We start from the raw sequence: 26361 nt of genomic DNA on the forward strand, positions 1-26361 counted from the left end.
CTCCAAAGCGGGAGGGATCTCGGGCTGAGGCAACCTTACCGGCGCGGACTATCGTTGAGGTGTGAGCTCCGACGACCCGGCCTTCGTCGTCCGCCCCGCACGGGCGAGCGACGTCCGCGGCATCCGCGAGATGCTCGAGCCCTGGGTGCAGCGACGAATCCTGCTCGGCAAGGACCTCGTGGTGCTCTACGAGTCGGTGCAGGAGTTCGTCGTCGCCGAGGCCGACGGGCAGCTGATCGGATGCGGCGCCCTCCATGTCATGTGGGAAGACCTGGGCGAGGTGCGCACCCTCATCGTCGTCGACGAGTGGCTGCACCGCGGGGTGGGCGGCGCGATCGTCGACCGGCTCGAACAGGGCGCTCGGGAGCTCGGCCTGTCGCGCCTGTTCTGCCTCACGTTCGAGGTCGACTTCTTCGCGCGTCGCGGCTTCGAGGCGATCGGCGAGCAGATCGTCGATGCCGACGTGTACTCCCAGCTGCTGCGGAGCCCCGACGAGGGCATCGCGGAGTTCCTCGACCTCGCGCACGTCAAGCCGAACACCCTGGGCAACACCCGGATGCTCAAGCACCTCTAGGCGTGCCGCCTCGGCGGCATCCGGCCCGCGTCCTACCCTGGCTTCATGACCGACACGCCGCCTCGCCGCCGTCATTCGCCCGCGGTCTACCGTCGGCGACGTCTCGTGCTGCTCCTCGTCGTGCTCCTCGTCATCGCGGCCGTCGTGCTCGCGTTCTGGCGCCCGTGGGAGGGCTCGACCGCGGGCAGCGCGCCCGCTCCGACCGTGTCGTCGGATGCCGGCGAGGCGTCGGCGTCTCCTCCGGCCGACCAGCCCGCGCCCGCGGCATCCCCGAGCGCGCCTCAGCCGTCTTCGGACGCCACGCCGGCCGAGGTCGAGGCATGCTCTGCGCGATCGGTCCAGGTCTCCGCGGTCACCGATAAGGACGCCTACGGCGCCGGCGAGCTGCCGCAGCTGTCGATCTCGCTGACGAACTCGGGCGCGGAACCGTGCCTGCTCAACGTCGGCACGGCGACGCAGAAGCTGACGGTTTCGAGCGGCCCCGACGTCTGGTGGCGCTCGACCGACTGTCAGAGCGAGTCGAGCGACCAGGTCGTGCAGATCGATCCCGGACAGACGGTCTCGAGCGTGACGCCGATCACCTGGGATCGCACGCGGTCGTCGGTGGACAGCTGCGACGGGGAGCGGCCGGCAGCGCCCGCGGGCTACTTCAATCTGGCGGTCGAGATCGGCGGGCTGGCGGGTCAGCAGGAACGTCAGTTCGTCCTGCGCTGAAGCCGTCGCGTGGGTGAGACTTTTCTCACCGGCTAGAGGCAGACAGGGGTCGGGACCGGTCGTAACCTGGATGCAGTTCCCCGAGGAACCCCCGCTGTCCCCAGCAGCGAGTAGTCGCGTAACCCCCCAGAATCGCGACGACGGATCCCCACCTCGGGCGAGCGATGGGCCCTCTCGATTTCCTCAGTCCCCAATGAAGAGTTCGAGAGGGCCCCTTCTCTCTCTAGGCTGAGGTGATGGCTGGAAAGAAGCGGGGCGCGAAGAAGCCGCTGCCCGAGTTCCGCAACCCGCAGCTCGCCGACGCTCTGCAGACGCAGGACATGGCGGCCCTCGCGTTCGCCCTGCGGCACGGCCCGACCGTCGTGCCGCTCATGCGGCCGGGGAACCGGGATGATCCGCGCGACGTCGGGGAGATCTGGACCTATCGGGATCCGAACACGGGGGATGTCGCGCTGCTCCTGTTCAGCGATGCGGCCCACAAGCCCGAGGCGCTCCCGGCCCATGTCGCGCTGCAGTCGCCCGGCGGTCTGCGCGCGTTCCTCGGGGTTCACGAGTCGGAGATCACCACGGTGTTCTTCGACATCGCGGGCCCGCACCCGATGCAGGCCGCCCCGCAGGACGTGATCGCCGCCCTCGACGCGTGATCGTACGGTCTCGGGTTCGGGTTTGGGCTCGGGGTTTGGGGTTTGGGGCTCGTGGTTTGGGTTGGCGCTTCGCGCCCGCTCGAGCGCTGAGTGCGGGCGTGAGCTGCCAGGTGGACGGGGTGTGTTGGGGCTCGAGGTTTGGGCTGGCAGTTGGTGCCCCGTCATCCCTCGGGTGGGGGCGCGAGCTGCCAGGTGAGTCGGGGTGGGTTGGGGTGCTGGTCGCTGGGTTGGCAGTTGGTGCCCCGCCATTCCTCGGGTGGGGGCGTGAGCTGCCAGGTGAGGCGGGGTGTGTTGGGGGCTGGTCGCTGGGTTGGCACTTGGTGCCCTATCGACGCGTGGGTGGGGGCGCGAGCTGCCAGGTGAGGCGGGGTGTGTTGGGGTGCTGTTCGCTGGGTTGGCAGTTGGTGCCCCGTCATCCCTCGGGTGGGGGCGTGAGCTGCCAGGTGAGGCGGGGCGAAGGGCGTGAGCGGGTCAGAAGCCGGTGTCGGTGGCGGATGCCGCGGGCTGGCGCACCTGCAGGTCGCGCATCGCTCCCCCGATGGTCCGGGATGAGGCATCCACCACCGCGGTATAGCCCATGCGCTTCGCTTCGGACTGCCGCTGGCTCGACTGGGTGACCGGGCGGATCTCGCCCGCGAGGCTGAGCTCACCGAAGGCCGCCACCTGTCGCGACACGGCCTTGCCGCCGACGGCGCCGGCGATGGCGATGGCGATGGCGAGGTCGGCGGCGGGCTCGACGAGGCGCACGCCGCCCACGGTCGAGACGTAGACATCCTGGTCACTCGTGACTGCGACTCCCCGCTTCTCGAGCACGGCGAGGATCATCGCGACGCGAGCGCTGTCGACGCCGCTGACGACACGGCGGGGGTTCGGCGCCCCGGTCTTGAGCGTCAGTGCCTGGACTTCGACGGGCAGCGCGCGTCGACCCTCGAGCGCGATCGTCACGCAGGTTCCGGGGACGGGGTCGCCGTGGCCCAGGAACAGCGCGCTCGGATCGGGCACCTCTGCGATGCCGTCGCCGGTCATGTCGAAGCATCCGACCTCATCCGTCGGCCCGAAACGGTTCTTCAGTGCTCGGACGAACCGGAGCGAGGTCTGCCGGTCTCCCTCGAACTGGCAGACGACGTCGACGAGGTGTTCCAGGACGCGGGGGCCGGCGATCGACCCGTCTTTCGTGACGTGTCCGACGATGAGGACGGGGAGGTCGCGCTCTTTCGCGACACGGATCAGCGTCGACGCCACTTCGCGCACCTGGCTCGGCTGGCCGGCCACTCCGTCGGAGAGCGATGACGACACCGTCTGCACCGAGTCGACGATGAGCAGATCGGGACGCACCTCGTCGACGTGGCCGAGCACCGTGGCGAGGTCGGTCTCGCTCGCGAGGTAGAGGGCGTCGTGCAGCGCGCCGGTCCGCTCGGCACGGAGCCGGACCTGACCGAGCGACTCCTCGGCACTCGCGTAGAGCACGCGACGCCCCGAGCGAGCCGACTGGGCGGCCACCTCGAGCAGCAGAGTCGACTTGCCGACGCCGGGCTCACCCGACAGCAGGATCGCCGCGCCGGGGACGACGCCGCCGCCGAGCACGCGGTCGAACTCGCCGACACCGCTCGACCGCCGTGGTGCCTCGGTCGTGTCGATCTCGGTGATCGGACGAGCGGCGCGCGCAGCGCCTGGACTCACCGCCGTCACGGTCGACGTGATGCCGGTCTGCGTCGCCGCCTCGACGACGGTGCCCCACTGCTGGCACTCCCCGCAGCGGCCGACCCACTTCGCCGTCGTCCACCCGCATTCCGTGCACTTGAAGGCCGTGGTGGGGGCGGGACGTCGAGAGGCCATGCGTCCAGGGTAGGCGCGACCCCCGACATCCCCTCGTCTGTCAGCGCCGGCGCCGGTTCGGGCGATACATACGTCGGACCGGTGGTGCGGATGTCGCACACCCGGGCCTCCGGGACGACACCAGCACCGCTGGTCCGACGTATGTATCAGCACCCCGCGCGACACCGCGCGCCGGGCGCGCGCGAGGTCAGCCGCGCAGGGAGGTGGCGACGTCGCTGAGGGCCGCCGCCGAGTGCTGGAACAGCTCGAGCTCGCGCCCCGAGAACTCGATCTCGCGCACAGGGAACGCGCCCCGGCGGTTGACGACCGACGGCACGGACAACGCCATGCCGTCGACACCGTGAAAGTCGCGCAGCACCGTGGAGACGGGCAGTACGGCATCCTCGTCGCGCAGGATCGCCTCGACGATGCGCGCGCTCGAGAGGCCGATGGCGTAGTTCGTCGCGCCCTTGCCCTGGATCACCTTGTATGCGGCGTCGCGGACGTCGACGGCGATCTGGTCCAGCTCCTCGGCGGTGAACTTGGGCTGACCGTCGAGGGGCACCCAGTCGAGGATGGGCACCGTGCCGATGGTGGCATGCGACCACAGCGGGAACTCGGTGTCACCGTGCTCGCCGACGATGTAGGCGTGCACGCTCGAGATCGAGACACCGGCGCGACGGGCGATCTTCCAGCGCAGACGCGAGGTGTCGAGAACGGTGCCGGAGGCGAAGATGCGCTCGGGCGGCAGGTCGGTGGCCTCCTGCGCGAGAACGGTGAGCACGTCGCACGGGTTGGTCACGATGACGAAGGTCGCATTGGGGGCGACCTCGAGCAGCTGCGGCATCATCGAGGCGATGATGCCGGCATTCACGCCCGCGAGCTCCGTGCGCGTCTGTCCGGGCTTCTGCTTGGCGCCGGCGGTGATGACCACGACGTGCGAGCCCTCTGCGACGGAGATGTCGGACCCGCCGATGATGTCGCTCGAGCCGGTGAACTGAGCGCCGTGTGCGAGGTCGAGCACCTCGGCCTCGGTCTTCTCGGTGGCGATGTCGTAGAGGGCCACGTGACGCGCCGAGCCGCGGATGAGGGCCGCGTAGGCGACGCTGGATCCGACGGCGCCCGCGCCGACGACGGTGAGTTTGGAGTTCTCGATCGCGCTCATGATCTCAGTCTGGCAGGGGCGTATGAGAGTCGCTACCGGGCCCCTCCCCGACCTGCGTGGGGGTCGGAGGAGTTGAGTGTGCGCACGACATCTGCGTAGTCGCCGCGCGCTTCACCATGGCGCAGGAACTTCACGCGCTCGACGAGCACTTCACGCACATCGGCATCCCGCTCGAGGATCGCCATCACCTCGTCGACGAACTCGTCGAGCGGCTGCGCTTGCGGGTTGTCGGCGTGACCGGGCATGAGGTCGGTCTGCACCGCCGGCGGCACGAGCTCCACGATCTCGACGGGGGAGCCGGCGTACTGCAGGCGCAGCGATTCGCTCAGCATGTGGACCGCCGCCTTCGTGGCGTTGTAGCTGGGCGTCGCAGCGAGCGGGGCGAAGGCCAGCCCCGACGAGACCGTCATGATCGTCGCGGCGGGGCGGGTCAGCAGGTGCTCGATGAATGCGCCGATCAGCCGGATGGGCCCCATCAGGTTCGTCGTGACGGTGCGTTCCGCGCTGTCGACGAATCCCGCGGGAGAGGTCCAGTCCTCCGCATTCATGATGCCCGCCATCGTCACGAGCACGTCGAGGCCGGGATGCCGTTCCAGAACCTCGGCGGCGGCGCGTTCGATGGATGCGGCATCCGACGTGTCGATCTCGACGCCGTCGATGCCCGGGTGCGACGAGCGGAGGTCGTCGATGAGCTCGCGCCGGCGGCCACCGACGATGACCGTGTTGCCGCGCTCGGCGAGGGCGAGGGCGATGGCGAGGGCGCGGCCGATGCCGCTCGTCGCGCCGGGGATGAAGATGGTGCGTCCGGTGATGTCCATGCGACGACTCTCGTCGCGGCATCCCCACGCATCCAGGCACACGCGAACGGGGGAGCGGCGGTCCCTGGCTCGAGCGGGTCTCCGCGGTCACAATGGATGCGTGGACCGCGCCGCACTCGCCCGATTCCTCCGCGCACGTCGCGAGCGGCTGCGTCCGGAGGACGTCGGACTGCCGTCGGGGGAGCGCCGCCGGGTGCCGGGACTCCGTCGCGAAGAGGTCGCGCAACTCGCTCTCATGAGCGCCGACTACTACACGCGTCTCGAGCAGGAGCGCGGGCCGCAGCCGAGCCTGCAGATGCTCGCGTCGCTCACGCGGGCCCTGCGCCTCTCGCGCTCGGAGCGCGACCACCTGCATCGCCTCGGGGGGCATACGCCGCCCGAGCGCTCCGGCGCCGCCGACCACGTCGCTCCGGCGCTTCAGCGGGTGCTCAATCGGCTCGACGACATCCCGGCGCTCGTGATCACCGAGCTCGACGAGACTCTCGCCCAGAACGACCTCGCGCGGGCTCTCTTCGGTGCGCGCGAACGACGCACCGGTCGCGAACGCAGCGGCGCCTGGTGCTGGTTCGTGCATCCTGTCAGCGAGCGGGCGGTGTATCCGGCATCCGATCATGACCGGCAGAGCCGGGCCATCGTGGCGAATCTCCGCGCCGTCGCGGGCCGGGGTGGTGCAGGGTCGCGGGCCGCGCGTCTCGTCGACGACCTGCGCGAGCGGAGCGCCGAGTTCGCCCGGCTCTGGGATCTCGAGGAGGTCGCCGAGCGGTTCGCAGATCACAAGGTGGTCGTGCATCCCGCCGTCGGCGAGATCGGGGTCGACTGCCAGGTGCTCTTCACGGAGGACCGTTCGCAGGCGCTCCTCACCCTCACCCCCGAGCCCGGGTCGGAGGCGGCGGAGAAGCTGCGGATGCTGTCGGTGCTCGGCCCGCTCGCGGCGGAGCGCTCGCCGGGCGCGCGCTAGCCCGCCGCTGCCGGGGCGGTGGCTGAGGGCGCGCTGTTCCGGATGCCGGCGAAGGCGATGAGCCCGCCTGCGGCCATGAGTGCGGCAGTGACGATCGCCGCCCGGTGGAAGCCGGCGAGGTCGAGCGTGCCGCCCACGATGGGCGCCAAGAAGGCGATGACCACGAGACCCGCGACCCGCGCGACGGCGTTGTTGACCGCCGAGGCGATGCCCGAGCGCTCGGAGTCGATCGCGCCGAGGATCGTGGAGGTCAGCGGCGAGACCGTCGCGCCGAGCCCGAGTCCGAACACGATGAGGCCGGGGAGCACCTGCCACCAGTAGTCGAAGCGCTCGCCGACGAGCAGCAGCATCAGTGCGCCGCCGGCCATGACGAGGGGGCCGACGGTCATGAACAGGCGCCCGCCGAGGCGTTCCGCGAGCGAGCCGGCCCACGGGCTCAGCGCGATCAGCAGTACCGTGGTCGGCAGGCTCGCCAGGCCCGCCAGCGTCGCGCTGAGGCCGGCGCCCTCCTGCAGGTAGACGCCGACGACGAAGCCGTTCAGCGAGAGGGCCGCGTACACGAACAGGGTCGCGAGGTTGCCGGTCCAGTAGTTGCGCGCGCGGAACAGTCCGAGGGGCAGGATCGGATGCCGCGACGTTCGCTGCCGCAGCAGGAAGGCCGCGAACATCACGGCGCCGCCGGCCAGCGGCATCCAGATCGCGGGGGAGCTCCAGCCGAGGTTCGGCTGCTCGATGAGGGCGAAGACCATGCCGCCGAGGCCGGCCGTGCACAGGGCGGCGCCGAGCCAGTCGATGCCGGCGTCGGCCCGGCGCTCGTCGTGGACGGGGAGCCGCGCGACGAGCCACAGCGTGACGGCCACCGGCAGCACGTTGATGAGGAATGCGTAGCGCCAGGAGAGCAGGTCGACGAAGAGGCCGCCGAGCAGCGGCCCGACGAGCGAGGCGCCCGTCGTGAAGGCCGTCCACAGGCCGATGGCGCGAGAGCGCTCGTGGCCCTGGAGGAGCGAGGTGATGAGGGCGAGTGAACTCGGCACGAGGAACGCGCCTGCCGCGCCTTGGACGGCGCGCGCGGCGATGAGGAAGACCGGGTCTTGCGCGAGACCTACCGCCACCGAGGCGACACCGAAGCCGATCAGTCCGATGCGGAGCACGAGGAGGCGCCCGTAGGCGTCGCTCACCGAGCCCGCGAGCAGGATGAGGGACGACAGCGTCAGCAGATACGCGTCGACCGCCCATTGCTGCGTCGCGAGTCCGCCGCCGAGCTCGCGCTCGATCGCCGGGAGTGCGACGTTCACGATCGTGCTGTCGAGGAAAGCCACGGATGACGCGAGCGACGCGATCGCGACGATGAGAGCTGTCTGCGGGGCCGATGATCGCGTCACGAACACACGCTACGCCCGACTCGGACACCGTGGTTCGCGGGATGGCTCGAGATGTCGTAAGCTGGTCGGCGGTGACGTGTCCGAGCGGCCGAAGGTGCAACTCTCGAAAAGTTGTGTAGGGTAACCCCCTACCGTGGGTTCAAATCCCACCGTCACCGCCACCCGAAACCCCCGCAGAACCCTTGGAAACACTGGGATCGCGGGGGTTTCGTCGTGTTCGCAGGAGGGTCGTGGTAACACCGTGGGAACACCTTGGGGACCGGGCCCAGGGGTTCCCCCATCGCTCCCCTTACCCGCGTCGCCTCTCGGTTCGGCTGCAGCTGCGGGACGGAGTGATGTGGCCTTGCGTGAGCGGCGGGAGTGCACTGCCGCGCCGAATGGTTGGAATGTGATGGCCGAATGTCCGCGGTTCGCAATAGTCTGATCGACTGGCCGAAGACGGACTCACCTCTGTCGTTGTGGCCCGAACGTGACGAAGGTAGAGCGAATGTCAGCATTGCAGTTGCGAGGATCCAGCACCGTTGCGTGGGGTGACGTCCCCGAGGGGGCGGGCAACGCGTATGTCCTCCTTGGGCAAGACGATGCCGGCGTGGGCGCGGTTCAGGTTGGCGTTGCCAGCATCCCGTCGCGGCCGACGAAGGGCCTGCTCGACGAACTGTGGCGGACGCGGGGCACACGGGCTCCACTGGGATTCATCGTCGCCGCGGTCTCACCCGACGGGGTCTGGATTCACTACCCGTCCGCGGACGCCCCGCCCATCGGCCCCATCACGGTCGGCCAGGCGGAGCGACAGCTCCAGTCTGTGCTGGACGAGGAGAACGGGCTCGCCGCCCACGGGCGCATTCGCGCCATCCAGGAGGCGATGTCCTCGGCGGGCACGGACGGTTTCTCCAACCACTTCCTGTTCGCTACCTACCACCTCAACCGCGATGTGCCTCGCCGCGCGGACCGCGGTCAGTCCAGGTCCCATTCTTCGATCAATCTTTGCAAGAGCTCTGCATGTCGAGTCTCCACGACTTCGGGCGTCCATGCCTCGTAGCCGAGAACCTGCGTCGTGAGGGCGAACAGTGCGGCGCCCTTGGTGCTCGTGAAGTACTTGGCCTTCTTGACTCCGAAGTCGTAGTTCTGCGCCTCGCTGTTCTTCGTCCGGTTGAGAAGGACGAGGTTGCCGAGCCGGTGTGTCCAGTCGAGTCGCTGTTCCTCAGTGAAGTCACGCACCCATTGGCTGTCGGCCTTGGGGTTCTGCGGCAGCACGTGTTCAACGGTGATCACCTTGTGCGAGTACGTTGCGCCCGGGTTCGCCGCAATCAGGGAGTCGAGCCTCAGCAGAACGTACTTGCGGACGGGGTTGACGAGGTAGATCTCGCCACCCAGTCGCGCCTTCGTCTCTTCCTTTTCTTCCTCGGAGAGCTCGAACGCGGGGGATGCCAGTCCCTCGCCATCGTCGAGCTGCTTCAGTAGATCGAGATAGCGCTGCACACGTGGTGTCGTGTACACGCGCCGGAGAAGAAAGCTCGCGGCCAATCGTTCGAGCCGGCGCAAGAATTCATCGAGGAACGGTCCATCGTCTCTGTGGTTCTTGAGTGCCCAGAGCGCGACGGGGCGCCAGTCGTCGTTGTCGAGCTGGCTGAGTCGTTTGAGCCAGTCGTTCACGTTGTCCCAGACGCCCCCGGCGTCAAAGTCATGGTTCACAAGCCGTTGATCGGCGAGCGCGTATGGCTCCAGGACGTTGTCCACAAATCCCTTGCCGTTTGTCGGAAGGTACGTATTGAGGACCTGCTCTGGAAACTCCGTGAGCAGGCCGCGCACGGCTCGCGCCTTGGAGACGATCGTGCGGATGTAGAGGAACAGGTCGCCGAACTCATCTCGGCCAAGCTCTTCTTCAAGGTCTTCCCAGAGGTCGGCGTAGGCGGCGCGGTCGGTTTCGGCGATCGCACCGATGATCTGCGACTTAAAGATATCTGGAGGCGTCAGCGGCAGTCCGCGCGCGTTCATCACGCTGAAGATCCGATATGCGCTGTTGAGGTCAGGCGTGCTGACGACGACGATGAAAGTACGGGACGCCATCATGACGAACAGCTTCGTTCGCTCAGCCTCGCTCAGTGTCGAGAGTCGACTGTGCACGGCGGCGGCATTGTCGCGGATGGCCCGCTGTGCGTCGGTCGTTGTCTGGTTGTCGCTCAGCGCGACGAGTTTCTCGATTCGTCCGCTGGTCTGGATGTGTTCGCGGAAGAACTTGGCATCGCGCTCGCGCAACCGAAGGCGGGCCTTGGCTGGACGATTGTCCCAGAGCACTTCCGGTTCCTCTATGAACCGGTGGATGTCGTTGCGGAGGTTGACGTCGGTCGCCAGGTCCCGGAGCACAGCGAGAACGATCGTGAGCGTGGTCAAGCGCTGCTGCCCGTCAATCACCTCCGCGGCGGGCTGGCCCTTCTCCTTGACCAGGACGATCGAGCCAAGGAAGTACGGCTCGTCTGTATCTCTGTCAAGCGAGCCCTGCAGGTCGTCCAGCAGTTGGAGGGTCTCATCGCTGCCCCATGAGTAGGGGCGTTGGTAGTCGGGGATGGCGAAGTCGAACTCTGCAGTGAAGAGTTTGCCGAGCTGGACCTCGCCCGCTTCGATCGGCTTCAATTTCGGCTGGCTCATGATGTTCTGAGGATAACGACGAGCTGGCGCGGATCGAGGAAGTCGCTGAGCGGATCTGTCGTTGATCTGAATAGCGCCGAGGTTGGCTCCGTAGCCAAGGCGAGTCAGGTCCAGCGGCAATCGACCCGTGGACGCATTGGCATCGAGGCCGGGCACAGGCTGCGTGCGACGAGCGCTGAGCGTCGATAACCTCGCCTCGCCGCGGGAACATCCTGGTAACACAACACCTGTGAGCACCTGTTCTCAGCTGCTCCGAGATGTGTCCAACTTCCGCGAGATCGCGCGGTTCCAGACCTCGGCGACCATGGTGTCAAACCCCCGATAAGGGTTCAAATCCCACCGTCACCGCCAATGAAAACCGCCGGTTATCCGGGGGTTTTCTGCATATATGGTGCGTTCCTAGTGCGGATCTGGGTCGTGCTGTCAACCGCGGCTCTGTGGCCGATGAGGGATGGTGCGATCTGGCGCAGAAGGTGGGACGCTGTGCCCGGTAGCGTCTGGCCGTCTCTGCGGCGAGCCCGGCCATGGCTGCGGCGGGTATCGCTTGTAGTAACGCTTCCAGGCGAACACGTTCGCAGCACCTGCGAGAGCTACCCACAGTCCCAGGAGTACCCAGCGCAACGGGGCGCCGGGCTCGTCCAGCGCATGCAGCAACAGCAGTCCCGCCACGGGGTAGCAGAGAACGCCCGCGACCATGAGCTGGTGGTTTCGCCGACGAGCCGCAGGATCCGTCGGCGGCTGAGGTGTTTCCATAGTGCGATGCGCCTCCGAACCCATCATCGGGGTAGGGCCGCAACCGTGGGAATAGGCTTGGCGGCCGGCGCGGCGCTGACCGTCGGAATGCTCGTCTAGGGGGCGTTTGCTGCCTTCGGGTCGCTGACGTCCCGGAGTAGTGCTTCTAGGATGGCGACGTGACGACCCCCGAGGGTGGCGCAGCCGACAACTCGGATTCACCTGAGCAGGTGGCCGAGCGGCTTGGCGAGATCGACGACGAGCTCCGGCGGCGCGCTCGAGAGGGCCTGTTGCTGCAGCATCCCACTGTGGACGCGCTCAACACGCTGGGAACCCTGGAGCTAGAGGACGAGGCGCGACGACTGCGAGGCTTGAACTCGCCTGACGCAGCTGATTCGCGGGCACGCGCGTCAAAGCCGGGCTGGCGTTTCCAGCTTCTGATAGCGGCATCCCTGCTGGTCGTGGTGCTCGGACTTGTTCGTATGATCTGGGCGATTGCTCTGGGGCAGGAGGTCTGGTCAGGGCTGATCGGCGGCGTCGGGGGAGGGGTGGTTCTCTTCGTGATCTTTTTCTCCCTGCACCGACGCCAAACTCGCGACGAGCCGCCTGCGGGAGGCTGAACCGATCTGGCTAGGGTCAGGTACGCGCGCAGCACCAGCTGCGACCGGGGCTTCTGCTTTCGCGCTGGCGAGCCTTGGCCGAGGAATTCTCATCCGTTTGGGTGATTCGCTTCTTCGACTGCGCTCATAGGCTGGTGATGCTTTTGGGGGTGGCATGACCGACGTTCCGTGGATTTCGACACGCTTCGCTCGTCGGCAACCACGATCGGTGCGGCGGGCCGCGCTGTGAGGAACTCCGGCGAGCTCGGATACGTCAGCGAGAGCATGATCGGGTCGAACGAGGTCGCGTCTGTTCTGCAGGATGTCGCGACCGAGCACAGCATCCGCGCAGAGGTCGCGAGCGAGACGTTGGTGACCGTTGGTCGGCGCCCGGAGGCGTCGGCGAACGAGTTCACTCATCTCGACGGAGTCATGGCGTACTGATGGTCGACCGGAATGACCCTGGCGCCGGCGACCCTTCCGCGATGGCTGCCATGGCCGACGACTGGGGCGAGCGGGCGGAGAGTATCCGCTCCTCGCAAACGAGCGTTCGTTCCGCAGCGGAGGCTGCATCCGGTTCGTCGTGGTCGGGCGAAGCTCACGATGCTTTCCAGCGGCAGGTGGCGGCGGTGGAGCCCGATCTGCGGATCCGTCCGTGAACCTCCAGACGCATCTCCACCTGGAGCGCATCTTTATGGAACTGGCGAATCAATGAAGCGGTCTCGTGCAGTGTCGGTCACTGCAGTTCTGACGCTGGCAGGCATGACGATGGTGGGGTGTGCGATGGCAGGAAAGCCGACGCTCGAACAGGCGCGGACGGATACTGAGGCAGCGATGCAACGAATCGCGGACGAGATCCCCGGAGGTGTCGTCGAGGTACGAACTCCCGACTCGGCTTACCTGGCTTGCGACGGCGGCGGGTACTACTCCATCAACCGTTGGGCAGTCACGCCACAGCCGGGTTTCGACGGCGAAGCATTCGTCGACGCGCTCCCCGGCCGCCTTGGTTCTGATTACGTGATCGCCGAGACGGTGGACATCAAGTCCCCAGCCGTGGCCTTCAATCACGCCAGCGGGGCTGTCCTCGACGTCAAGGTACTCGGGACCGAAGGAGACATCGTCGTGGACCTTCTCGGTCTCGCTCCATGCGGCGATGGCGATCCGCCGAACGAGTGAAGCGCCGTCACTGCTTCATTGCGCCATGACAGGCGAGCGCCTGGGATGACGCTGCTTCTGGTCCCGGGCTAGTTTCGGCTGTGACCCTCGGTTGCGCCAGCCGTGTCCGCCGCGGGGCCAGCGACCGGCCCACCCGCGTCCCGCAGGCGTGGTGCGAGCATGTGGTGACCGGCAGGTGGGCGTGCCTGGTCCAGCGTCGGGTCACGGGGTGCCCACCGCCTCGATTCGCTCTCCCGGGCAGCGAGTCGCACCAGCTGGCGCTGGTCGCTGCCCCACCTGTGCCCACCGTCCGGTCACGCAGCGGACACCGCTGGGCGTCTCGTGGGCGGCGTATGACCGGCAGCTGGTCACGGTTTGGGGGCGCGGAAGCTGGTTCTCGAGCAGCGGTGAGGGGTTGAAGGGTCGGGGGCGTGAAGCGATGGGGGCGACCTACGAGGCCCCTAGCGACTGGAGCTGAGTCGCCGCCCGCTTCCACCCTCCGGCTTCGTTCGATGCAGTTCGAGATGATCGAGGTATCAGTGCCCGCCATCGCATTCCGGCACTCCAGCGGCATTCTCCCCGACGTTCAGGTGATCGATCTGGATGGCTGTACGGCCGCCTCCCTGCTGGGCATCTCTGCCTGCGGTGACGGGGAGCTGTCGGCGGAGTAGCCGGGATCGGCTGATCGCTCGCTACGCGATCTCGCCTCCTGTGGCCCTCCGCCGGCGATCCGCCCGGGCCCACTACCGCCTCGCGACCCGGCACTCACTCCCGGCAATCGGGCACTCACATCCCGACAGCGAGCCTGCTAGGTGCGGTGGGCCACTCCTAATCTCGTGCCTGGGCGAGAAAAAAGGGGAAGCACCATGAGATGGCTCAGGGCTCGATACCTGACGGCGGTGGCCGCGGTGTCCACAGTCGCGCTGATCGGCGTCACCGTACCCGCGCACGCTGCGCCGACCGCCGCGGGATCGGTGCGCTCTGAAGCGGCGAGCCCGCGCGCTGTGGAGGAAATTCTGACCTCAGAGCATGCGGGCGTGGCGCCGGGGGAGCGATTCCACATCCTCGCCCATCGCTGGGGCTTGCCGACCATCACCGGGCGCTTCGAATTCACCGTCCCCGACCATGTCGAGATCGTGGGCATGCAGGATCAGTCTCAGGGGCAGCTCGAATACACCCTTCATGACGGTGGTCGCACGGCGCGTTCCACCTCGTCGGCAGTGTCGATGCCGGGTGGTGTCTTCATGCAGATGCGCCTGTCGGGGGACGCGCCGCCCGGAGGCGTCCTGCAGGGCGGGGCGATGCGGATGCTGTCGCCGAACGGGGAACCGCTCGCCGCCAGCACCTTCACGGTGACCGTGCTCGACCCGCCGATTGTCGAGCCGCCGATCGTGGATCAGCACCCCCGCGGCGTTATCGTCGACGTCGGGAGCGCAGTGGAGTTCACGACGGCTGCATCCGGTGAGGGGGTGCAGACCCAGTGGCAGGTATCCACTGAACGCAGCACCGTTCCGGGCAGTGTGCCGACCTGGTCTGACATCGATGGCGCGACCAGCGCGACGCTGCGGTTCGAGACGACGACGCCGGAGATGTCCAACCAGAGGTTCCGTGCGGTGCACACGAACGCCGCGGGATCCGTCGCGACCCACGCCGCGTGGCTCCACGTCCGAACGGCCCCGTACTTTCTCGGTGGCGCGCCACGGATCATCTCCTCCCCCGCGCAGCCGGGAGGCGCTGTCAATGTCGTCTCGGACGCGCAGCAGGGTCCGGGTGTGAACACGACCCTTGCTTCGGGCCTGCGCGTGTCGTGGGAGGTGTCCCGCGACGGGTTGAGCTGGGAATCATACGAGCCAAGCAACACCATGGGGTCCGGTGGTCTCTTTTTCGTGCTGTTGGGCGTCACCGCGGACATGGACGGTCTCCGGTTTCGAGCCGTGGCCGAGAACCACCTGGGCCGCGCTGTCAGCGACCCGGCTCTGCTCACCGTTGCCGCGGCGCCGGTCATCGATTCCCATCCCGCCGACGTGCGGACGCTCGTCGGCCACGATGCGGTGTTCCGGGCGAGCACCCCCGCGGTCTCACCGAACCGCACGCAGCAGTGGCAGCAGCGGGTCGCGGACGGGGAGTGGGTCGATATCCCGGGTGCGACGCAGCCCGAGTACTCGACCGGGCCCACCACGCTGGGCATGGACCGGACCGAGTACCGGATCGTGTTCGCGAACGCCTACGGCTCGACAGCATCCGAGCCTGCGACCCTGACGGTGCGGCCGTCTCTGCCGGCTTCAGTCAGCGTCGTGCCGACCGTCCGGCTCGTCGACCGGCTGCCCTGACTCCGCCCGGGCCGGTGTCAGGGGTCAGCCGTCGCGGGTGCGGTCGCGAGCGCGTTCGCGCTGCCGGAAGATCAAGCCGACGATGATCACGACGGCCGAGAGCAACGACGGAACGACCCAGAACGATGAGGGGGCGCTCGGCGCGGTCAGATCCGAAACCGCTTCATCGGGCGTCGTGGAGGCGAGAGTCGTGGAGGCGAGATGCGAGAGGGTCGAGCCGGGAAGAGGTGCGGTATCAGCGGCGGCCTGCGCCGGTGTGGCGAGCCCGACCCCGAGTGTGCCGATCGCGACGACGGCGACCCGTGTCACGGCGAGAGACCACCGGTGACGCGCGGGGGTCAGCTGCCGGATGTTCCTCCTACGCATCGCGTCGCTCGCCCTCTCCTCGCACGGATCTCTACGGGCACCCGGGCGGCGCCCGTAGACATGATCCTCAGAGCACTCCCCGCTCATCCCGGCCCGGGCGTCCGACCTGCGCATCGCCGGTGGCGCTTTGAGTACTGCGCCGGGTCCGCGTGCGTGCTGTGCCCGTCCGCTCACACCGTGAAGCGGTCGCCGATCATCTCGAGGGAGGCGTCCCAGAGGCGCGGTCCGTCCGTGAGGTCGCGGAACGGCGCCCAGAACTCCTGGCGACGCGGGGCACCCGCGATGACGCGACGCGGGCCGTAGAACTCGTCGCCGCGGGAGTCGGGGCCGGCGGCCGCGAGAAGGGCGGGCTCGGCGGCGGTCGGCACGGTTCCGGCGAGCCCGACGCGCGAGAGCGCGACGATCAGCGCCCGGCCCGGAGACGCCTTCGCCCGGCCCATCCCGGGCTGCGCCGCGAGCAGGTTGGTCGGGCTGACGCCGGGGTGGGCGATGTTGCTCGACACGCCCAATCCGGCGGCTCGACTGCGCGCGTCGAGCTCGCGGGCGAAGAGGGCGACGGCGATCTTCGACTGCCGGTACGCGGCCATGTCGTCGTACCCGTGCCGCCAGTCGAGGTCGTCCCAGTTCAGTCCGCCCGAGCGGGCCGCGACGCTCGTCTGGTGCGTCACGCGTCCTTCGCCGGCGCGCAGCAACGGCAGCAGCCCCAGGGTGAGCGCCATGTGCCCGAGGTGGTTGACGCCCCATTGCAGTTCGAAGCCCTCGGTCGTCGGTTGGCGTGAGCCCGGGTTCATGACGCCGGCGTTGTTGATGAGCAGGTTCACGGGGCGGTCCTCGGCGACGAGGTCCCGGGTGAACGCGGCGACCGAGTCGAGCGAGGCGAGATCGAGCGGCCGCGTCGTGACGTGGGCGCCGGGCACGGCGCGGCGGATGCCGTCGAGGGCGGCCTCGGCTTTCGCGGGCGACCGTGCCGGCAGGACGACCGTCGCCCCCGCGGCCGCCAGTCGCGTCGCGATCACCCGGCCGATGCCGTCGGTCGCGCCGGTGACGACGGCGAGGCGTTCACGCAGGTCGGAGAGGGGAGCGGTGCCGCGGGTCATGGTTCCTCCATCGTTCACGCGAACCGGGGTGGCCCGCTCGTCCCATGCTGATCGCGGTGCCCGGCGGCAGCCAGAGCCGACTCATCCACTGATCGTCAGGTCACCCCTCGGCCGGCTTCGGCGCCGATGACGGACAGCAGTTGAAGCTTGTCGTGGCTTTCGCTCCCCGGCACCGCCGTGTAGACGAGCAGGCGGTGCGACTGGTCGGGGTCGAGGAGGGTCTGGCACTGCAGCTCGAGCGCGCCGACTTCCGGATGGTGGAACCGCTTGACCTCGGGCGGAGCGATACCGACCTGCTGCGCGTCCCACAGAGCGCGGAACTCCGCGCTGCGTTCTCTGAGCGACGCCGCCAGCGCGGCCGCGCGTGACGACGGGCCGCGCAGCGCCACGATCTCGCGAAGACCGGCCGCGTACACCCGAGACAGGACCGCGTGCTCGGCCTCGTCGTACGTCGCGCGTGCGGACGGGTCGGTGAACCAGCGGTAGCCGAGGCTGCGGGCATCTCCGGTGTAGCGGGTCGCGTCACCGACGAGTGCCACGCTCAGCGGCGTCTGCCTCAGGGTCTCGCCGAGTTCCGTGACGATCTCGGCGGGGGTGTCGTGCAACCGGTCGAGGATGCGCAGCAGCCCGGGGCTGACGTGATCGCTGGCGGGACCGCGAGCGGGCGGCGCGTGCCCGGCGAGGCGGAAGAGGTGGTCGCGCTCGCCGAGTGTCAGGTGCAGCCCCTGCGCGATCGCGGCGAGCATCTGTTCCGACGGGCGGGGGCCGGTACCGCGCTCGAGTCGGGCGTAGTAGTCCGTCGACATGTTGCAGAGCGCGGCGACCTCCTCGCGTCGCAGCCCCGGAGTCCGGCGACGCTGGCCGCGCAGCAGTCCGACGTCCGCGGGCTGCAGCGCCTCGCGCCGCATCCTCAGGAACGCGGCGAGTGTGTCTCGATCGATCATGTGGCGTCCGCCTTCCGGGGTCGCAGGGTGCGGCATCCGTTCTACCGGTCGGCGGCGAGCGCAGCCAGGACCTGCCGGTCATCCCTTCGCCTCGGCTGACGGTCGAACCGAGGAGCCGACCTGCCCGATCCGACCGGCGGGATCACGTCATGAAACGCGTGACGCAGCGTCTCGTGGGTGACGATCACTCACCGACGAACAGGCGCACCCATGACGCAGCTCGACTCCTTCTCCCCGCAGCACCCAGCCGACACCCGCGATGAGCATCCCCGAGACGTCGTGGACATCGTGCGTGGGCTGCTGATCGTGAGCGCGCTCGCGCTCGCTGTATGGGCGAGCGCCGTCGGCCTTGCGTATGCCGTCGCCGAGGTGGTGCTGGCCGTCACCGACTGACATGTCCCTCTCGAGGATGACCCTCGCCCGGGCAACTACATCGCCGTAGTGATGTGCGTGCCGGGTGCGCCTCGAGAAGATCGAAGGGTGCCACGATCGCGAACCACGACAGCAGCAAGCCCCCATGAGAAGACTCGTCGTCGGAGGCGGCGCGTGATCGGGGCGACCGTCGCGGTGGGGGCGATTGCGGCTGTGACAGCCGTCGGTGTCGTCGCGATCGATGTCTACGGCCCCCGATTCGGCGTCTACCTGGTTCCGCCCTCGGTGCAGAAATACGCGGAGATCGCCGTCGAGCGGCTCGATCGCGGTTATCACACCGATAGTGCCGAGTGGCCAGCGGCCCGTGCCGCCCTCCTCGAGGCCGGAGCCCATGCCTCGACCTACGCCGACCTCTATCCCGCTCTCGGGGAAGCAGTCGCGGTCGCCGGCGGGCCGCACTCGCGCTTCATCCCCCCGGGCGACGCGTCGTCAGCCGACGAGGTCGCGTCCGCACCTGTGCCGACGGTGAGCTCGCAGGGCGGCATCACCACGGTTGTGCTCCCCGAGATGATCTCCCCGGATGCGAGCGACCAGGACGCATACGCGACGACCGTCGCCGACGGGATCGATCATGCGGCAGCGGACACGTGCGGGTGGATCGTCGATCTGCGCGGCAATGTCGGCGGCAACATGTATCCGATGCTCTCGGGGGTGGCCTCGCTGATTCCCGATGGGCCGGCACTATCGTTCCGCGACCGTCATGGCGGTGACGCCGTCGTCTCGGTGCGACCGAACGGGGCCGCGCTCGGCGAGAGCGTCTTCGTGGACGTCGGCGACCGTGCGAAGCTGACGGGCGCGCCGCTCGCTGTTCTGCAGGACGAAAGAACGGCATCCAGCGGCGAAGCCGTGCTCGCATCGTTCCGCGGGCTCGACGGCGTCCGCACGTTCGGAGTGCCGAGCGCGGGATACAGCTCCGCGAACGTGAGTGCCACGCTCTACGACGGCGCCACGCTCGTGCTCACCGAGAGTGCGTACGTCGACCGGACGGGACGCAACTACGACGAGCAGAGCATCGATCCGGATCAGCCGGTGGCGGCATCCATTGCCCACGATGAAGCGCGCGCTTGGCTTGAGGAGCGGGGATGCGCCGGTTGATCCTCACGCGTCGTGCCCGCGGACGCGGTGGTCGTCCCACCCGCGTGCAGCCCCGGAGAGGCGTGAAGGACGACCCGGTCGAGGGGTTTCCAGTCCGCGATCTTGCGGCGTCCGTGTGAGATGCGCGCCCAGGCGGCGAGGTCGGCGTGCTCGTCGTCATGATCGGGGTCTGCTTCTCGCTTCGGTGTGTTGCCGGCGCACGGATGCCGTCGCGGAGAGAACCCACGACGGTTTACCAGAAGCTGCACCGTCCCCATAATGGTTCCCCTGCCCGGGCACCAGCCCTTTCCGCCGGATCCGCGCCGCCCCTAGCGTTGAGGCATGGCGCGCGACGACGAACAGCCGGAGGACCTGTACACCGCCCCGATCACCCTTCCGGGGGCGGCGGGCACCGACGGCGACGAGACAGATCTCGAGGTGCCCGAGATCAGTTACGACGAGCAGCGCTACCCGGCCCGCCCGCGGCGGCTGCGTCCGCGCGACCAGTTCCGCGGCGGCAGCGTCCGCCGCAACATGACCGACCCGCGGACGGCGAACGGCAGCAATCCCTCGTACGTCGAGTGGCTCGTGCGGCAGTCGATGCTCAAGGACGCCGACGTGCTCGCGCGCCAGCTGTCGGGACAGCCAGCGATGTGGCGCAATCCGTACGCCCGCCCCGACGCGCGCCGCGCGATCTCGACGACGGACGTCTGGTTCACGGCGTACCCGATCTCGCTCATCACGCGCCCCGGGCAGTCGTTCCTCGCCGCCCTTGGCGACGACGCCCTGTGGTCGGTGTTCGAACGCATCGGCATCACCGCGATCCACACCGGGCCGGTCAAGCGCGCCGGCGGCATCACCGACTGGCGCGAGACGCCCAGCGTCGACGGTCACTTCGACCGCATCAGCACGTCGATCGACCCGGCCTTCGGCACCGAGGAGGAGTTCCGGACGCTGTGCGACGTCGCCGACGCGCACGGCGGCAGCGTGATCGACGACATCGTTCCCGGCCACACGGGCAAGGGGGCGGACTTCCGCCTGGCCGAGATGGGCTTCAAGGACTACCCGGGGATCTACCACATGGTCGAGATCCCGCCGGAGGACTGGCACCTGCTGCCCGATGTCCCCGAGGGATACGACAGCGTCAACCTCGATCCCGCGAACGAGCACGAGCTCGCCGAGCGCGGCTACATCATCGGGGCCATGCAGCGCGTCATCTTCTACACCCCCGGGGTGAAGGAGACGAACTGGAGCGCCACGGCGCCCGTCATCGGTCCCGACGGTGCGACGCGGCGCTGGGTCTACCTGCACTACTTCAAGCAGGGCCAGCCGTCGATCAACTGGCTCGACCCGACGTTCGCGGGGATGCGCCTGGTGATCGGCGACGCGCTGCACTCGCTCGGCGAGCTCGGCACCAGCGCGCTGCGCCTCGACGCCAACGGCTTCCTCGGGGTCGAGAAGAGCGCGGAGGGTCTCCCCGCCTGGTCGGAGGGGCATCCCCTCTCGCACGCCGCGAACCACATCATCGCGGGCATGGTCCGCAAGGTCGGCGGCTTCACCTTCCAGGAGCTGAACCTGACGATCGAGGACATCCGCGACACGGGGGCGGTCGGCGCCGACCTCTCCTACGACTTCATCGGACGCCCGGGCTACCACCACGCCCTGGCGACCGGGCAGACCGAATTCCTCCGTCTCGCGCTGACCTCGTCGCTCGAGCTCGGCGTCGCGCCGGTGCAGCTCGTGCACGGGATGCAGAACCACGACGAGCTCACCTACGAGCTCGTGCACTGGGCGACGCGGCACGGCGACGACGAGTACCGCTTCCGCGGGCGCGACATCACGGGCAGCGAGCTCGCGGAGGAGATCCGAGCCGATCTCACCGAGCACCTCACGGGGACGGCCGACTACAACCGCGTCTTCACGCAGAACGGCATCGCGTGCACGACGACCTCGCTCATCGCGGCATCCCGCGGCATCGCGCGCCTCGACGACATCACCGACGCCGACGTTCCCGGCATCCGTGACGCCCACCTGCTGCTGTGCGCCTACAACGCCTGGCAGCCCGGGGTCTTCGCTCTGTCGGGCTGGGATCTCGTCGGCATGCTGACGGTTCCCGCCGACGAGGTCGCCGACCTGCTGGGCGCGGGGGACACCCGCTGGATCGAACGGGGCGCGCACGATCTGCTCGATGCCGACCCCACCGCGACGCGCTCGGCCTCGGGGATGCCGCGTGGCCGGGCTCTGTACGGCGCGCTGCCCGCGCAGCTCGACGACCCGGAGTCGTTCGCCTCGCGGCTGTCGGGCATCCTCGATCTGCGCCGCGAGTACGGCATCGCGACGGCCTCGCAGGTCGACATCCCCGAGGTCGCCCATGCCGGGATGCTCGTGCTCGTGCACCGGCTCGACGAGGGTGACCCCCACGCGGACGCCGCCATGCAGGTGACGGTGCTGAACTTCTCGCCCGAGCCGACGGAGGGCACCGTGCGCTCTGAGCAGCTCGTCCCCCGCAGCGAGGTCTACGACGCCGCGTCGGGGGAGACGATCGGGCGCGTCGACGACCTGCAGAGCTTCAGCGTCTCGCTGCCGGGCTACGGGGCGACGTTCCTGGTGCTGCGCGCGCCCGAGCCTCTCGAGGACTGAGGCCGCGATACATCTGTCGGACCGGCGGTGCTGGTGTCGTCTTGGCGGCGCGTCCGGTGGACACCGGCATCGCCCGTCCGACGAATGTATCGGCAACGAGCACTCGGCGCGGGCTCGGGGCGCCGGGCGCCGGGCCGGAGCTCGGGTTCAGGCCAGGGCGGCGTCGATGCCGGCGAGAGGCACGGGCAGCCAGTCCGGGCGATTGCGTGCTTCGTAGATGGACTCGTACACGGCCTTGTCGAGCACGAGGGCCCGCAGCAGCACCGGGTCGAGATCGATCGCGCCGGGGGCGACGGCGTACGACTCGACGAAGGCGTCGCGGCAGGCCGACGCCCATCCCATCGGGTCAGGGCCGTCGCCCACCGCGCCGGCGTAGTCGAACGAACGCAGCATCCCGGCGACGTCGCGCGGAGGCAGGTCGGGGATGGCGCGCTCGGCCATCGGCCGCAGCGGCTCGCCCTCGAAGTCGACGATGCGCCATCCTCCGGCGGGCACAGCCAGCACCTGACCGAGGTGCAGGTCGCCGTGGATGCGCTGGAGGTGCGGCCATGGGCGCGCGAGCGCCGCGTCGTACAGCGCCCCGATGGCCTCGACGCGGTCGGCCACGGCAGGCACCTCGTTCGCCGCGATCGACAGCCGGCGGCGCCACGCCGCCCCCGTCGCCTCGACCTGCTCGGCCGCTGCCTCCGTCGTGTCGAGGGCGGCGCCGAGCGCACCGTGCACACCGGCGACGGCGATGCCGAGATCACGGGCAGCGTCGGTGAAGTCGCGGTTCTCACGAGCCGCCTCGAGGGCCACGGCCCACCCGTCGCGGACGCCCCGGAGGAACTCCTGGGCGAAGCCGAGGGTGCCGCGGGCCGCCCCCGAGTCGCGTCCGATGTCGGGCCATTCGGCGTCGAGGCTGCCGAAGAACCGCGGCACGAACGGTGAGCCGGAGTCGCTCAGCACGCGCTGCACGGTCACGTCGGGGTTCTCGCCGTGGTGGAGCGTGCGGAAGAGCTTCAGGATGATCGTCGGCTCGCCGTCGACGTCGTAGACGATCGAGGTGTTCGACTGCTCGCCGGTGAGCACACGAGATCCGGTGACGCGCGTCACGTCGACGCCCATCTCGGCCAGGGTGCCGACGGTGAACCCGGTGTCCCGCGTCGCGTCGACGAGGTAGTCGTCTCCGTCGCAGGCGACCACGTCGTCGCCGTCGGCCGGCGCCGAGATCCGGGCGAGCGGCACGTTGTAGAGCGTCGGCAGCGCGCCGGCGTCGTCCATCAGGAGGTAGCGCGTCGCCCCGCCGGATGCGGGCTGCGCGTCGAGGATGCGGAATCGCGGTCGGTGGCTCTTGCCGGCATACCACCGCTGTCGCGCCGCCCAGGCGCCGAGCTCGTCTGTCAATCGCACGGTCCCACACTGTCGGTTCCGAATCTCCGAGCAAAAGGGCTGGACGCGCGCGGGGGAGAGGCGTAATGCTCGGTCTCGACGCGGGCCCGCACAATTGCAGCGACGCGAGCGATATCGGCGTGGTGAATCGCGGCAACAGTGGCGGACGATCGCCGCGTGTCAGCGGGCGAGGACGGCCGCGTCTCGACGCTCAAGCGCGAGGCGCAGACGCGGGCGCGGCTGCGAGCCCGACGCCGGCCGGGTCGCCGTCGGGTGAGGCGCGGTGCGCCGCGGCGTCGACGATCCGCGCGCGCCGTACGGTCACCGCGGCGATGACCATGAGCGCGGCGCCGAGAGCGTACGGGGCCGCGTGCGCGACGCCCGCGTAGAGGACGCCCGCGAGGATCGGGGCGATCGTGCCCATCGCCGCGGTGAGCGACTGGGTGAACCCGCCGAGCCAGCCCTGCTCGTCGGCGCCGACTGCGTTGGACATGACGCCGTCGAGAGTCGCCTGCGCCGCACCCTGTCCGGCAGCGAGCGCGAGCGCGCCCAGGACGAACAGCCACGGCTGGGCGACGAGTGCTGCGACGACGGCCAGGGCGATGAGGCCGGCTGTCTGAGCGGCGATGCCGGCCACGATGACGCCGCGTTCACCCATCCGCGGCAGCAGGTAGCCGAGCAGGATGCCCTGGACGAGGATGTCGATCACCCCGACGACGGCGATCAGCAGTCCGATCGCCGTCGGCCCCCAGCCGATGGAGTCGAGCGCGAGAACGCTGAAGTTGTTGACGAAGAAGCCGAACGGCAGGGCGAGGAGCGCGAAGGCGATGAGCAGCGCGCGCAGCTCCGGGCGGACGAAGGCGCGGCGGAACACGGCGAACGGGTTGAGATCCGACACGGCGATCGCGGTGATGCGGTTCTTGCGGTCGAGACTCTCGGGCAGGAGGAAGACGCTGAGTGTCGCGATGAGGAACGAGATCCCGGCGGTGACGAAGACCGGAAGGGCGAGGTCGATCGCGGCGAGCAGGCCGCCGAGCGCGGGGCCGACCATCGTGCCGATCCCCGACAGCGCGCCGAGCAGCCCGAATCGCTGGGCGCGCTTCTCGGGCGGGGTGATGTCGGCGAGGTAGGCGAACAGTGCGGGAAGGTCGCCGGCCGTGGCGCCCTGGATGACGCGGGCGAGCAGCAGCACCCACAGGGCGCCTCCGACGCCGAACAGGACCATGCTCAGAGCGGCCCCGAACGACGCGACGATGATCACCGGGCGGCGCCCGAAGCGATCGGAGAGGCGCCCGAGGAAGGGCGCCGCGATGAAGGCGCACAGCCCGTTGACGGCCTCGAGCGCGCCGACCCACAGCGCGAGCTCGCCCTCGCCCGAGACGTATCGCAGCACCACGAACGGGAGAACGGGCAGGACGACGGTCATGCCCGCCGTCGTGAGAGTAGTGAGCACGATCAGCATCACCCAGCGGCGGTCGGCGCCGGCGAGACGTGAGTGCGAAAAACCTGGAGTCATACCGAAACTGTACCGATACCAGGTTCGGTGTCAATACAGGTTTTGTCGCACGCGCCCTAAGATCGACGTCATGACCGAGACCGCGCCGCTGGGGCGCCGCGAGCGCAAGAAGGCGGCCACGCGCAAACGGATCTCGGATGTCGCGACGGTGATGTTCCTCGAGCGGGGGTTCGACGACGTCAGCATCCGCGAGATCGCCGACGCCGCCGACGTCTCGCCGACGACCGTCTTCGCGCACTTCAGTCAGAAGGAGGCACTGGTCTTCGACGAGGACGACGAGCAGCGCGAGCGTCTCGTCGCGGCGGTGCGTGAGCGTCCCGCCGGGACCTCGATCGCCGGCGCCATCCGCGCCTACTACGAGCGGGAGATCCGCTCGGGCGCGGCAGAGCACGGCGACGACGTGGCCCGCCGTTTCATGGAGTTCCTCAATGCCACGCCCGCGCTGCGGGACTATGCCGCGCGTATGTGGCTGCGGCACGAGGATGCGCTCGCCGAGGCGGTGGCGGCCGAGCTCGGTGAGGAGCGGCCCGACCCCCACGTCCGGGCGTTCGCGAGGTTCGTGCTCCAGATCCAGACGATGGTCAACGAGAGCGACGATCCCGAGGCGACGCTCGACGCCGGGTTCGCCGTGCTCGAGAACGGCTGGGCGGCCGTCGAGCATCGTGTCGAGCATCGTGGAGCGGGGCGATGAGTCGCCGCAAGTCGCTCGTCAACACCGTGGCCGACGATCTGCTCGACGGCATCATCGCCGGTCGGTTCGAGCCGGGCGGCGCCCTGCCGACCGAGGCCGAGATCGGTGCGGAGTTCGACGTCAGCCGGGTGACGGTGCGCGAGGCGCTGCGCACTCTGTCGGCTCGCGGCATCGTCCGCGTGGTCTCGGGTGTGGGGTCACGGGTCGCGCCGGTCGAGGAGTGGCGGTCCGTTTCCGACGCGCTCCGGTTCCGGGCGGCGCACGGCGACGACACCCTGGTGGCGGAGCAGCTCATCTCGACGCGTCGGGTCATCGAATGCGAGGCGGCGGCCCTGGCCGCGCCCCTCATCGACGACGCCGCCTTGGGGGAGTGCGCGGCGTGCGTCGACGAGATGGTCGCGGCCGCGGCCGCGGGAGACGTCGATCGCTTCGTCGACGCCGACCTGCGCTTCCACGCCGGGATCCTCGGCGCCTCGGGCAACCTGTTCCTCGGCGTTCTCCTCGCACCCCTCACCGAGGTGCTCGCCGAGCGACGCGCGCAGACGTCGCGGGTGCCCGAGATCCAGGAGCACGCGATCGCGGAGCACCGGGGCATCGTCGACGCGTTGCGCACGCGCGATCCGGATGCCGCACGGGCGGCGATGGATCACCACCTGCAGCAGACGCTCGACGACTTCCGCCGCTACGTGGCCGGCTGA

The 26361-nt window shown here is 69.2% G+C and carries 25 protein-coding genes and 1 tRNA gene; 16 read left to right on the top strand and 10 right to left on the bottom strand.

The features are described 5' to 3' along the window. The first annotated feature begins 61 nt into the window (after nt 1-61). The 3 genes from C3481_RS13115 to C3481_RS13125 all read left to right on the top strand — a co-directional run bounded on the left by C3481_RS13115 (nt 62) and on the right by C3481_RS13125 (nt 1932). Nucleotides 62-574: an amino-acid N-acetyltransferase gene (locus C3481_RS13115; protein WP_023953828.1), complete on the top strand. Its 513-nt coding sequence runs from the start codon at nt 62-64 to the stop codon at nt 572-574. A 45-nt stretch (nt 575-619) separates the two neighbouring features. Continuing rightward, nucleotides 620-1288 carry a hypothetical protein gene (locus C3481_RS13120; RefSeq protein WP_181021930.1) on the top strand — a complete coding sequence of 223 codons (669 nt, stop codon included), beginning with the start codon at nt 620-622 and terminating at the stop codon, nt 1286-1288. A 236-nt stretch (nt 1289-1524) separates the two neighbouring features. After that, nucleotides 1525-1932, top strand: coding sequence for a hypothetical protein (locus tag C3481_RS13125; RefSeq protein ID WP_023953832.1), 408 nt, complete (start codon nt 1525-1527; stop codon nt 1930-1932). Between the two features lie 471 nt (nt 1933-2403). Here the strand turns inward: C3481_RS13125 and radA are convergent, their stop codons facing one another. The 3 genes from radA to C3481_RS13140 all read right to left on the bottom strand — a co-directional run bounded on the left by radA (nt 2404) and on the right by C3481_RS13140 (nt 5730). Further along, nucleotides 2404-3768, bottom strand: a complete 1365-nt coding sequence (gene radA, locus C3481_RS13130) for a DNA repair protein RadA (RefSeq protein WP_103842716.1) — start codon at nt 3766-3768, stop codon at nt 2404-2406. 187 nt (nt 3769-3955) lie between these two features. After that, nucleotides 3956-4912 (bottom strand): L-lactate dehydrogenase, encoded by a 957-nt coding sequence (locus C3481_RS13135; RefSeq protein ID WP_103842719.1) that lies wholly within the window; start codon nt 4910-4912, stop codon nt 3956-3958. A gap of 32 nt (nt 4913-4944) precedes the next feature. Then, the gene (locus C3481_RS13140; RefSeq protein ID WP_103842721.1) at nt 4945-5730 is read right to left on the bottom strand and encodes an SDR family oxidoreductase; all 786 of its coding nucleotides are present in this window, start codon (nt 5728-5730) and stop codon (nt 4945-4947) included. Between the two features lie 100 nt (nt 5731-5830). On the opposite strand from C3481_RS13140, the gene C3481_RS13145 reads away from it, so the two are divergent. Further along, nucleotides 5831-6688 carry a helix-turn-helix transcriptional regulator gene (locus C3481_RS13145; RefSeq protein WP_103842723.1) on the top strand — a complete coding sequence of 286 codons (858 nt, stop codon included), beginning with the start codon at nt 5831-5833 and terminating at the stop codon, nt 6686-6688. Here the strand turns inward: C3481_RS13145 and C3481_RS13150 are convergent. Then, the gene (locus C3481_RS13150) at nt 6685-8070 is read right to left on the bottom strand and encodes an MFS transporter (RefSeq protein WP_103842792.1); all 1386 of its coding nucleotides are present in this window, start codon (nt 8068-8070) and stop codon (nt 6685-6687) included. The genes C3481_RS13145 and C3481_RS13150 overlap by 4 nt on opposite strands. Nucleotides 8071-8140: 70 nt before the next feature. Here C3481_RS13150 and C3481_RS13155 point away from each other — a divergent pair. Beyond that, nucleotides 8141-8231: transfer RNA gene (locus C3481_RS13155), tRNA-Ser, on the top strand. A gap of 793 nt (nt 8232-9024) precedes the next feature. On the opposite strand, the gene C3481_RS13160 is transcribed toward C3481_RS13155, so the two are convergent. Beyond that, nucleotides 9025-10716 carry a DUF262 domain-containing protein gene (locus C3481_RS13160; protein ID WP_103842726.1) on the bottom strand — a complete coding sequence of 564 codons (1692 nt, stop codon included), beginning with the start codon at nt 10714-10716 and terminating at the stop codon, nt 9025-9027. Nucleotides 10717-11627: 911 nt separating this feature from the next. On the opposite strand from C3481_RS13160, the gene C3481_RS13165 reads away from it, so the two are divergent. The 6 genes from C3481_RS13165 (at nt 11628) to C3481_RS13185 (ending at nt 15532) form a co-directional block, all read left to right on the top strand. Beyond that, nucleotides 11628-12068: a hypothetical protein gene (locus tag C3481_RS13165; protein WP_103842728.1), complete on the top strand. Its 441-nt coding sequence runs from the start codon at nt 11628-11630 to the stop codon at nt 12066-12068. A 168-nt stretch (nt 12069-12236) separates the two neighbouring features. After that, nucleotides 12237-12491: a hypothetical protein gene (locus C3481_RS13170; protein WP_103842730.1), complete on the top strand. Its 255-nt coding sequence runs from the start codon at nt 12237-12239 to the stop codon at nt 12489-12491. A 41-nt stretch (nt 12492-12532) separates the two neighbouring features. Next, the gene (locus C3481_RS13175) at nt 12533-12706 is read left to right on the top strand and encodes a WXG100 family type VII secretion target (protein WP_181021931.1); all 174 of its coding nucleotides are present in this window, start codon (nt 12533-12535) and stop codon (nt 12704-12706) included. A gap of 103 nt (nt 12707-12809) precedes the next feature. Next, nucleotides 12810-13223, top strand: coding sequence for a hypothetical protein (locus C3481_RS13180; RefSeq protein ID WP_146053652.1), 414 nt, complete (start codon nt 12810-12812; stop codon nt 13221-13223). A gap of 491 nt (nt 13224-13714) precedes the next feature. After that, nucleotides 13715-13873, top strand: a complete 159-nt coding sequence (locus C3481_RS16550; RefSeq protein ID WP_181021932.1) for a hypothetical protein — start codon at nt 13715-13717, stop codon at nt 13871-13873. Between the two features lie 195 nt (nt 13874-14068). Beyond that, a complete protein-coding gene (locus tag C3481_RS13185) occupies nt 14069-15532 on the top strand; it encodes a hypothetical protein (protein ID WP_146053653.1) in 1464 nt (487 codons plus the stop codon). 24 nt (nt 15533-15556) lie between these two features. Here the strand turns inward: C3481_RS13185 and C3481_RS13190 are convergent, their stop codons facing one another. From C3481_RS13190 to C3481_RS13200, 3 genes are all read right to left on the bottom strand, one after another. Continuing rightward, on the bottom strand, nt 15557-15841 hold the full coding sequence (locus C3481_RS13190) for a hypothetical protein (protein WP_146053654.1): 285 nt from the start codon (nt 15839-15841) through the stop codon (nt 15557-15559). A 227-nt stretch (nt 15842-16068) separates the two neighbouring features. Further along, nucleotides 16069-16995: an SDR family oxidoreductase gene (locus C3481_RS13195; protein ID WP_103842740.1), complete on the bottom strand. Its 927-nt coding sequence runs from the start codon at nt 16993-16995 to the stop codon at nt 16069-16071. A 95-nt stretch (nt 16996-17090) separates the two neighbouring features. After that, complete coding sequence (locus tag C3481_RS13200; RefSeq protein WP_103842742.1) at nt 17091-17939, bottom strand: helix-turn-helix transcriptional regulator; 849 nt, start codon at nt 17937-17939, stop codon at nt 17091-17093. 210 nt (nt 17940-18149) lie between these two features. Between C3481_RS13200 and C3481_RS13205 the strand changes: the two genes are divergently transcribed. The 3 genes from C3481_RS13205 (at nt 18150) to treS (ending at nt 22085) form a co-directional block, all read left to right on the top strand. Beyond that, nucleotides 18150-18332, top strand: coding sequence for a hypothetical protein (locus C3481_RS13205; RefSeq protein ID WP_103842744.1), 183 nt, complete (start codon nt 18150-18152; stop codon nt 18330-18332). A 153-nt stretch (nt 18333-18485) separates the two neighbouring features. Further along, nucleotides 18486-19466, top strand: coding sequence for a S41 family peptidase (locus C3481_RS13210; protein ID WP_219817668.1), 981 nt, complete (start codon nt 18486-18488; stop codon nt 19464-19466). A 321-nt stretch (nt 19467-19787) separates the two neighbouring features. Continuing rightward, nucleotides 19788-22085: a maltose alpha-D-glucosyltransferase gene (gene treS / locus C3481_RS13215; protein ID WP_023953856.1), complete on the top strand. Its 2298-nt coding sequence runs from the start codon at nt 19788-19790 to the stop codon at nt 22083-22085. Between the two features lie 147 nt (nt 22086-22232). Here treS and C3481_RS13220 read toward each other — a convergent pair whose 3' ends face one another. Together C3481_RS13220 and C3481_RS13225 are read right to left on the bottom strand one after the other, a co-directional pair. After that, a complete protein-coding gene (locus C3481_RS13220; RefSeq protein WP_103842748.1) occupies nt 22233-23477 on the bottom strand; it encodes a phosphotransferase in 1245 nt (414 codons plus the stop codon). Nucleotides 23478-23667: 190 nt separating this feature from the next. Continuing rightward, nucleotides 23668-24972, bottom strand: a complete 1305-nt coding sequence (locus tag C3481_RS13225; RefSeq protein WP_258039124.1) for an MFS transporter — start codon at nt 24970-24972, stop codon at nt 23668-23670. A gap of 70 nt (nt 24973-25042) precedes the next feature. On the opposite strand from C3481_RS13225, the gene C3481_RS13230 reads away from it, so the two are divergent. After that, complete coding sequence (locus C3481_RS13230; RefSeq protein ID WP_064955513.1) at nt 25043-25663, top strand: TetR/AcrR family transcriptional regulator; 621 nt, start codon at nt 25043-25045, stop codon at nt 25661-25663. Continuing rightward, a complete protein-coding gene (locus C3481_RS13235) occupies nt 25660-26361 on the top strand; it encodes a FadR/GntR family transcriptional regulator (RefSeq protein WP_023953865.1) in 702 nt (233 codons plus the stop codon). The genes C3481_RS13230 and C3481_RS13235 overlap by 4 nt, the downstream gene beginning before the upstream one ends.

Origin of the sequence: Microbacterium sp. Ru50, from assembly GCF_002920555.1 — a bacterium.
GTDB classification, from domain to species: Bacteria; Actinomycetota; Actinomycetes; order Actinomycetales; family Microbacteriaceae; genus Microbacterium; species Microbacterium arborescens.

Excerpts from the sequence above, each read along its gene's own strand:
- C3481_RS13195 (WP_103842740.1), bottom strand. The coding sequence starts at position 16,995 with ATGACCCGCGGCACCGCTCCCCTCTCCGACCTGCGTGAACGCCTCGCC.
- C3481_RS13125 (WP_023953832.1), top strand. The coding sequence starts at position 1,525 with ATGGCTGGAAAGAAGCGGGGCGCGAAGAAGCCGCTGCCCGAGTTCCGC.
- C3481_RS16550 (WP_181021932.1), top strand. The coding sequence starts at position 13,715 with ATGCAGTTCGAGATGATCGAGGTATCAGTGCCCGCCATCGCATTCCGG.
- C3481_RS13140 (WP_103842721.1), bottom strand. The coding sequence starts at position 5,730 with ATGGACATCACCGGACGCACCATCTTCATCCCCGGCGCGACGAGCGGC.
- C3481_RS13160 (WP_103842726.1), bottom strand. The coding sequence starts at position 10,716 with ATGAGCCAGCCGAAATTGAAGCCGATCGAAGCGGGCGAGGTCCAGCTC.
- C3481_RS13225 (WP_258039124.1), bottom strand. The coding sequence starts at position 24,972 with ATGACTCCAGGTTTTTCGCACTCACGTCTCGCCGGCGCCGACCGCCGC.
- C3481_RS13230 (WP_064955513.1), top strand. The coding sequence starts at position 25,043 with ATGACCGAGACCGCGCCGCTGGGGCGCCGCGAGCGCAAGAAGGCGGCC.
- C3481_RS13185 (WP_146053653.1), top strand. The coding sequence starts at position 14,069 with ATGAGATGGCTCAGGGCTCGATACCTGACGGCGGTGGCCGCGGTGTCC.
- C3481_RS13135 (WP_103842719.1), bottom strand. The coding sequence starts at position 4,912 with ATGAGCGCGATCGAGAACTCCAAACTCACCGTCGTCGGCGCGGGCGCC.
- C3481_RS13120 (WP_181021930.1), top strand. The coding sequence starts at position 620 with ATGACCGACACGCCGCCTCGCCGCCGTCATTCGCCCGCGGTCTACCGT.
- C3481_RS13175 (WP_181021931.1), top strand. The coding sequence starts at position 12,533 with ATGGCTGCCATGGCCGACGACTGGGGCGAGCGGGCGGAGAGTATCCGC.
- C3481_RS13180 (WP_146053652.1), top strand. The coding sequence starts at position 12,810 with ATGACGATGGTGGGGTGTGCGATGGCAGGAAAGCCGACGCTCGAACAG.
- C3481_RS13205 (WP_103842744.1), top strand. The coding sequence starts at position 18,150 with ATGACGCAGCTCGACTCCTTCTCCCCGCAGCACCCAGCCGACACCCGC.
- treS (WP_023953856.1), top strand. The coding sequence starts at position 19,788 with ATGGCGCGCGACGACGAACAGCCGGAGGACCTGTACACCGCCCCGATC.
- C3481_RS13235 (WP_023953865.1), top strand. The coding sequence starts at position 25,660 with ATGAGTCGCCGCAAGTCGCTCGTCAACACCGTGGCCGACGATCTGCTC.
- C3481_RS13200 (WP_103842742.1), bottom strand. The coding sequence starts at position 17,939 with ATGATCGATCGAGACACACTCGCCGCGTTCCTGAGGATGCGGCGCGAG.
- radA (WP_103842716.1), bottom strand. The coding sequence starts at position 3,768 with ATGGCCTCTCGACGTCCCGCCCCCACCACGGCCTTCAAGTGCACGGAA.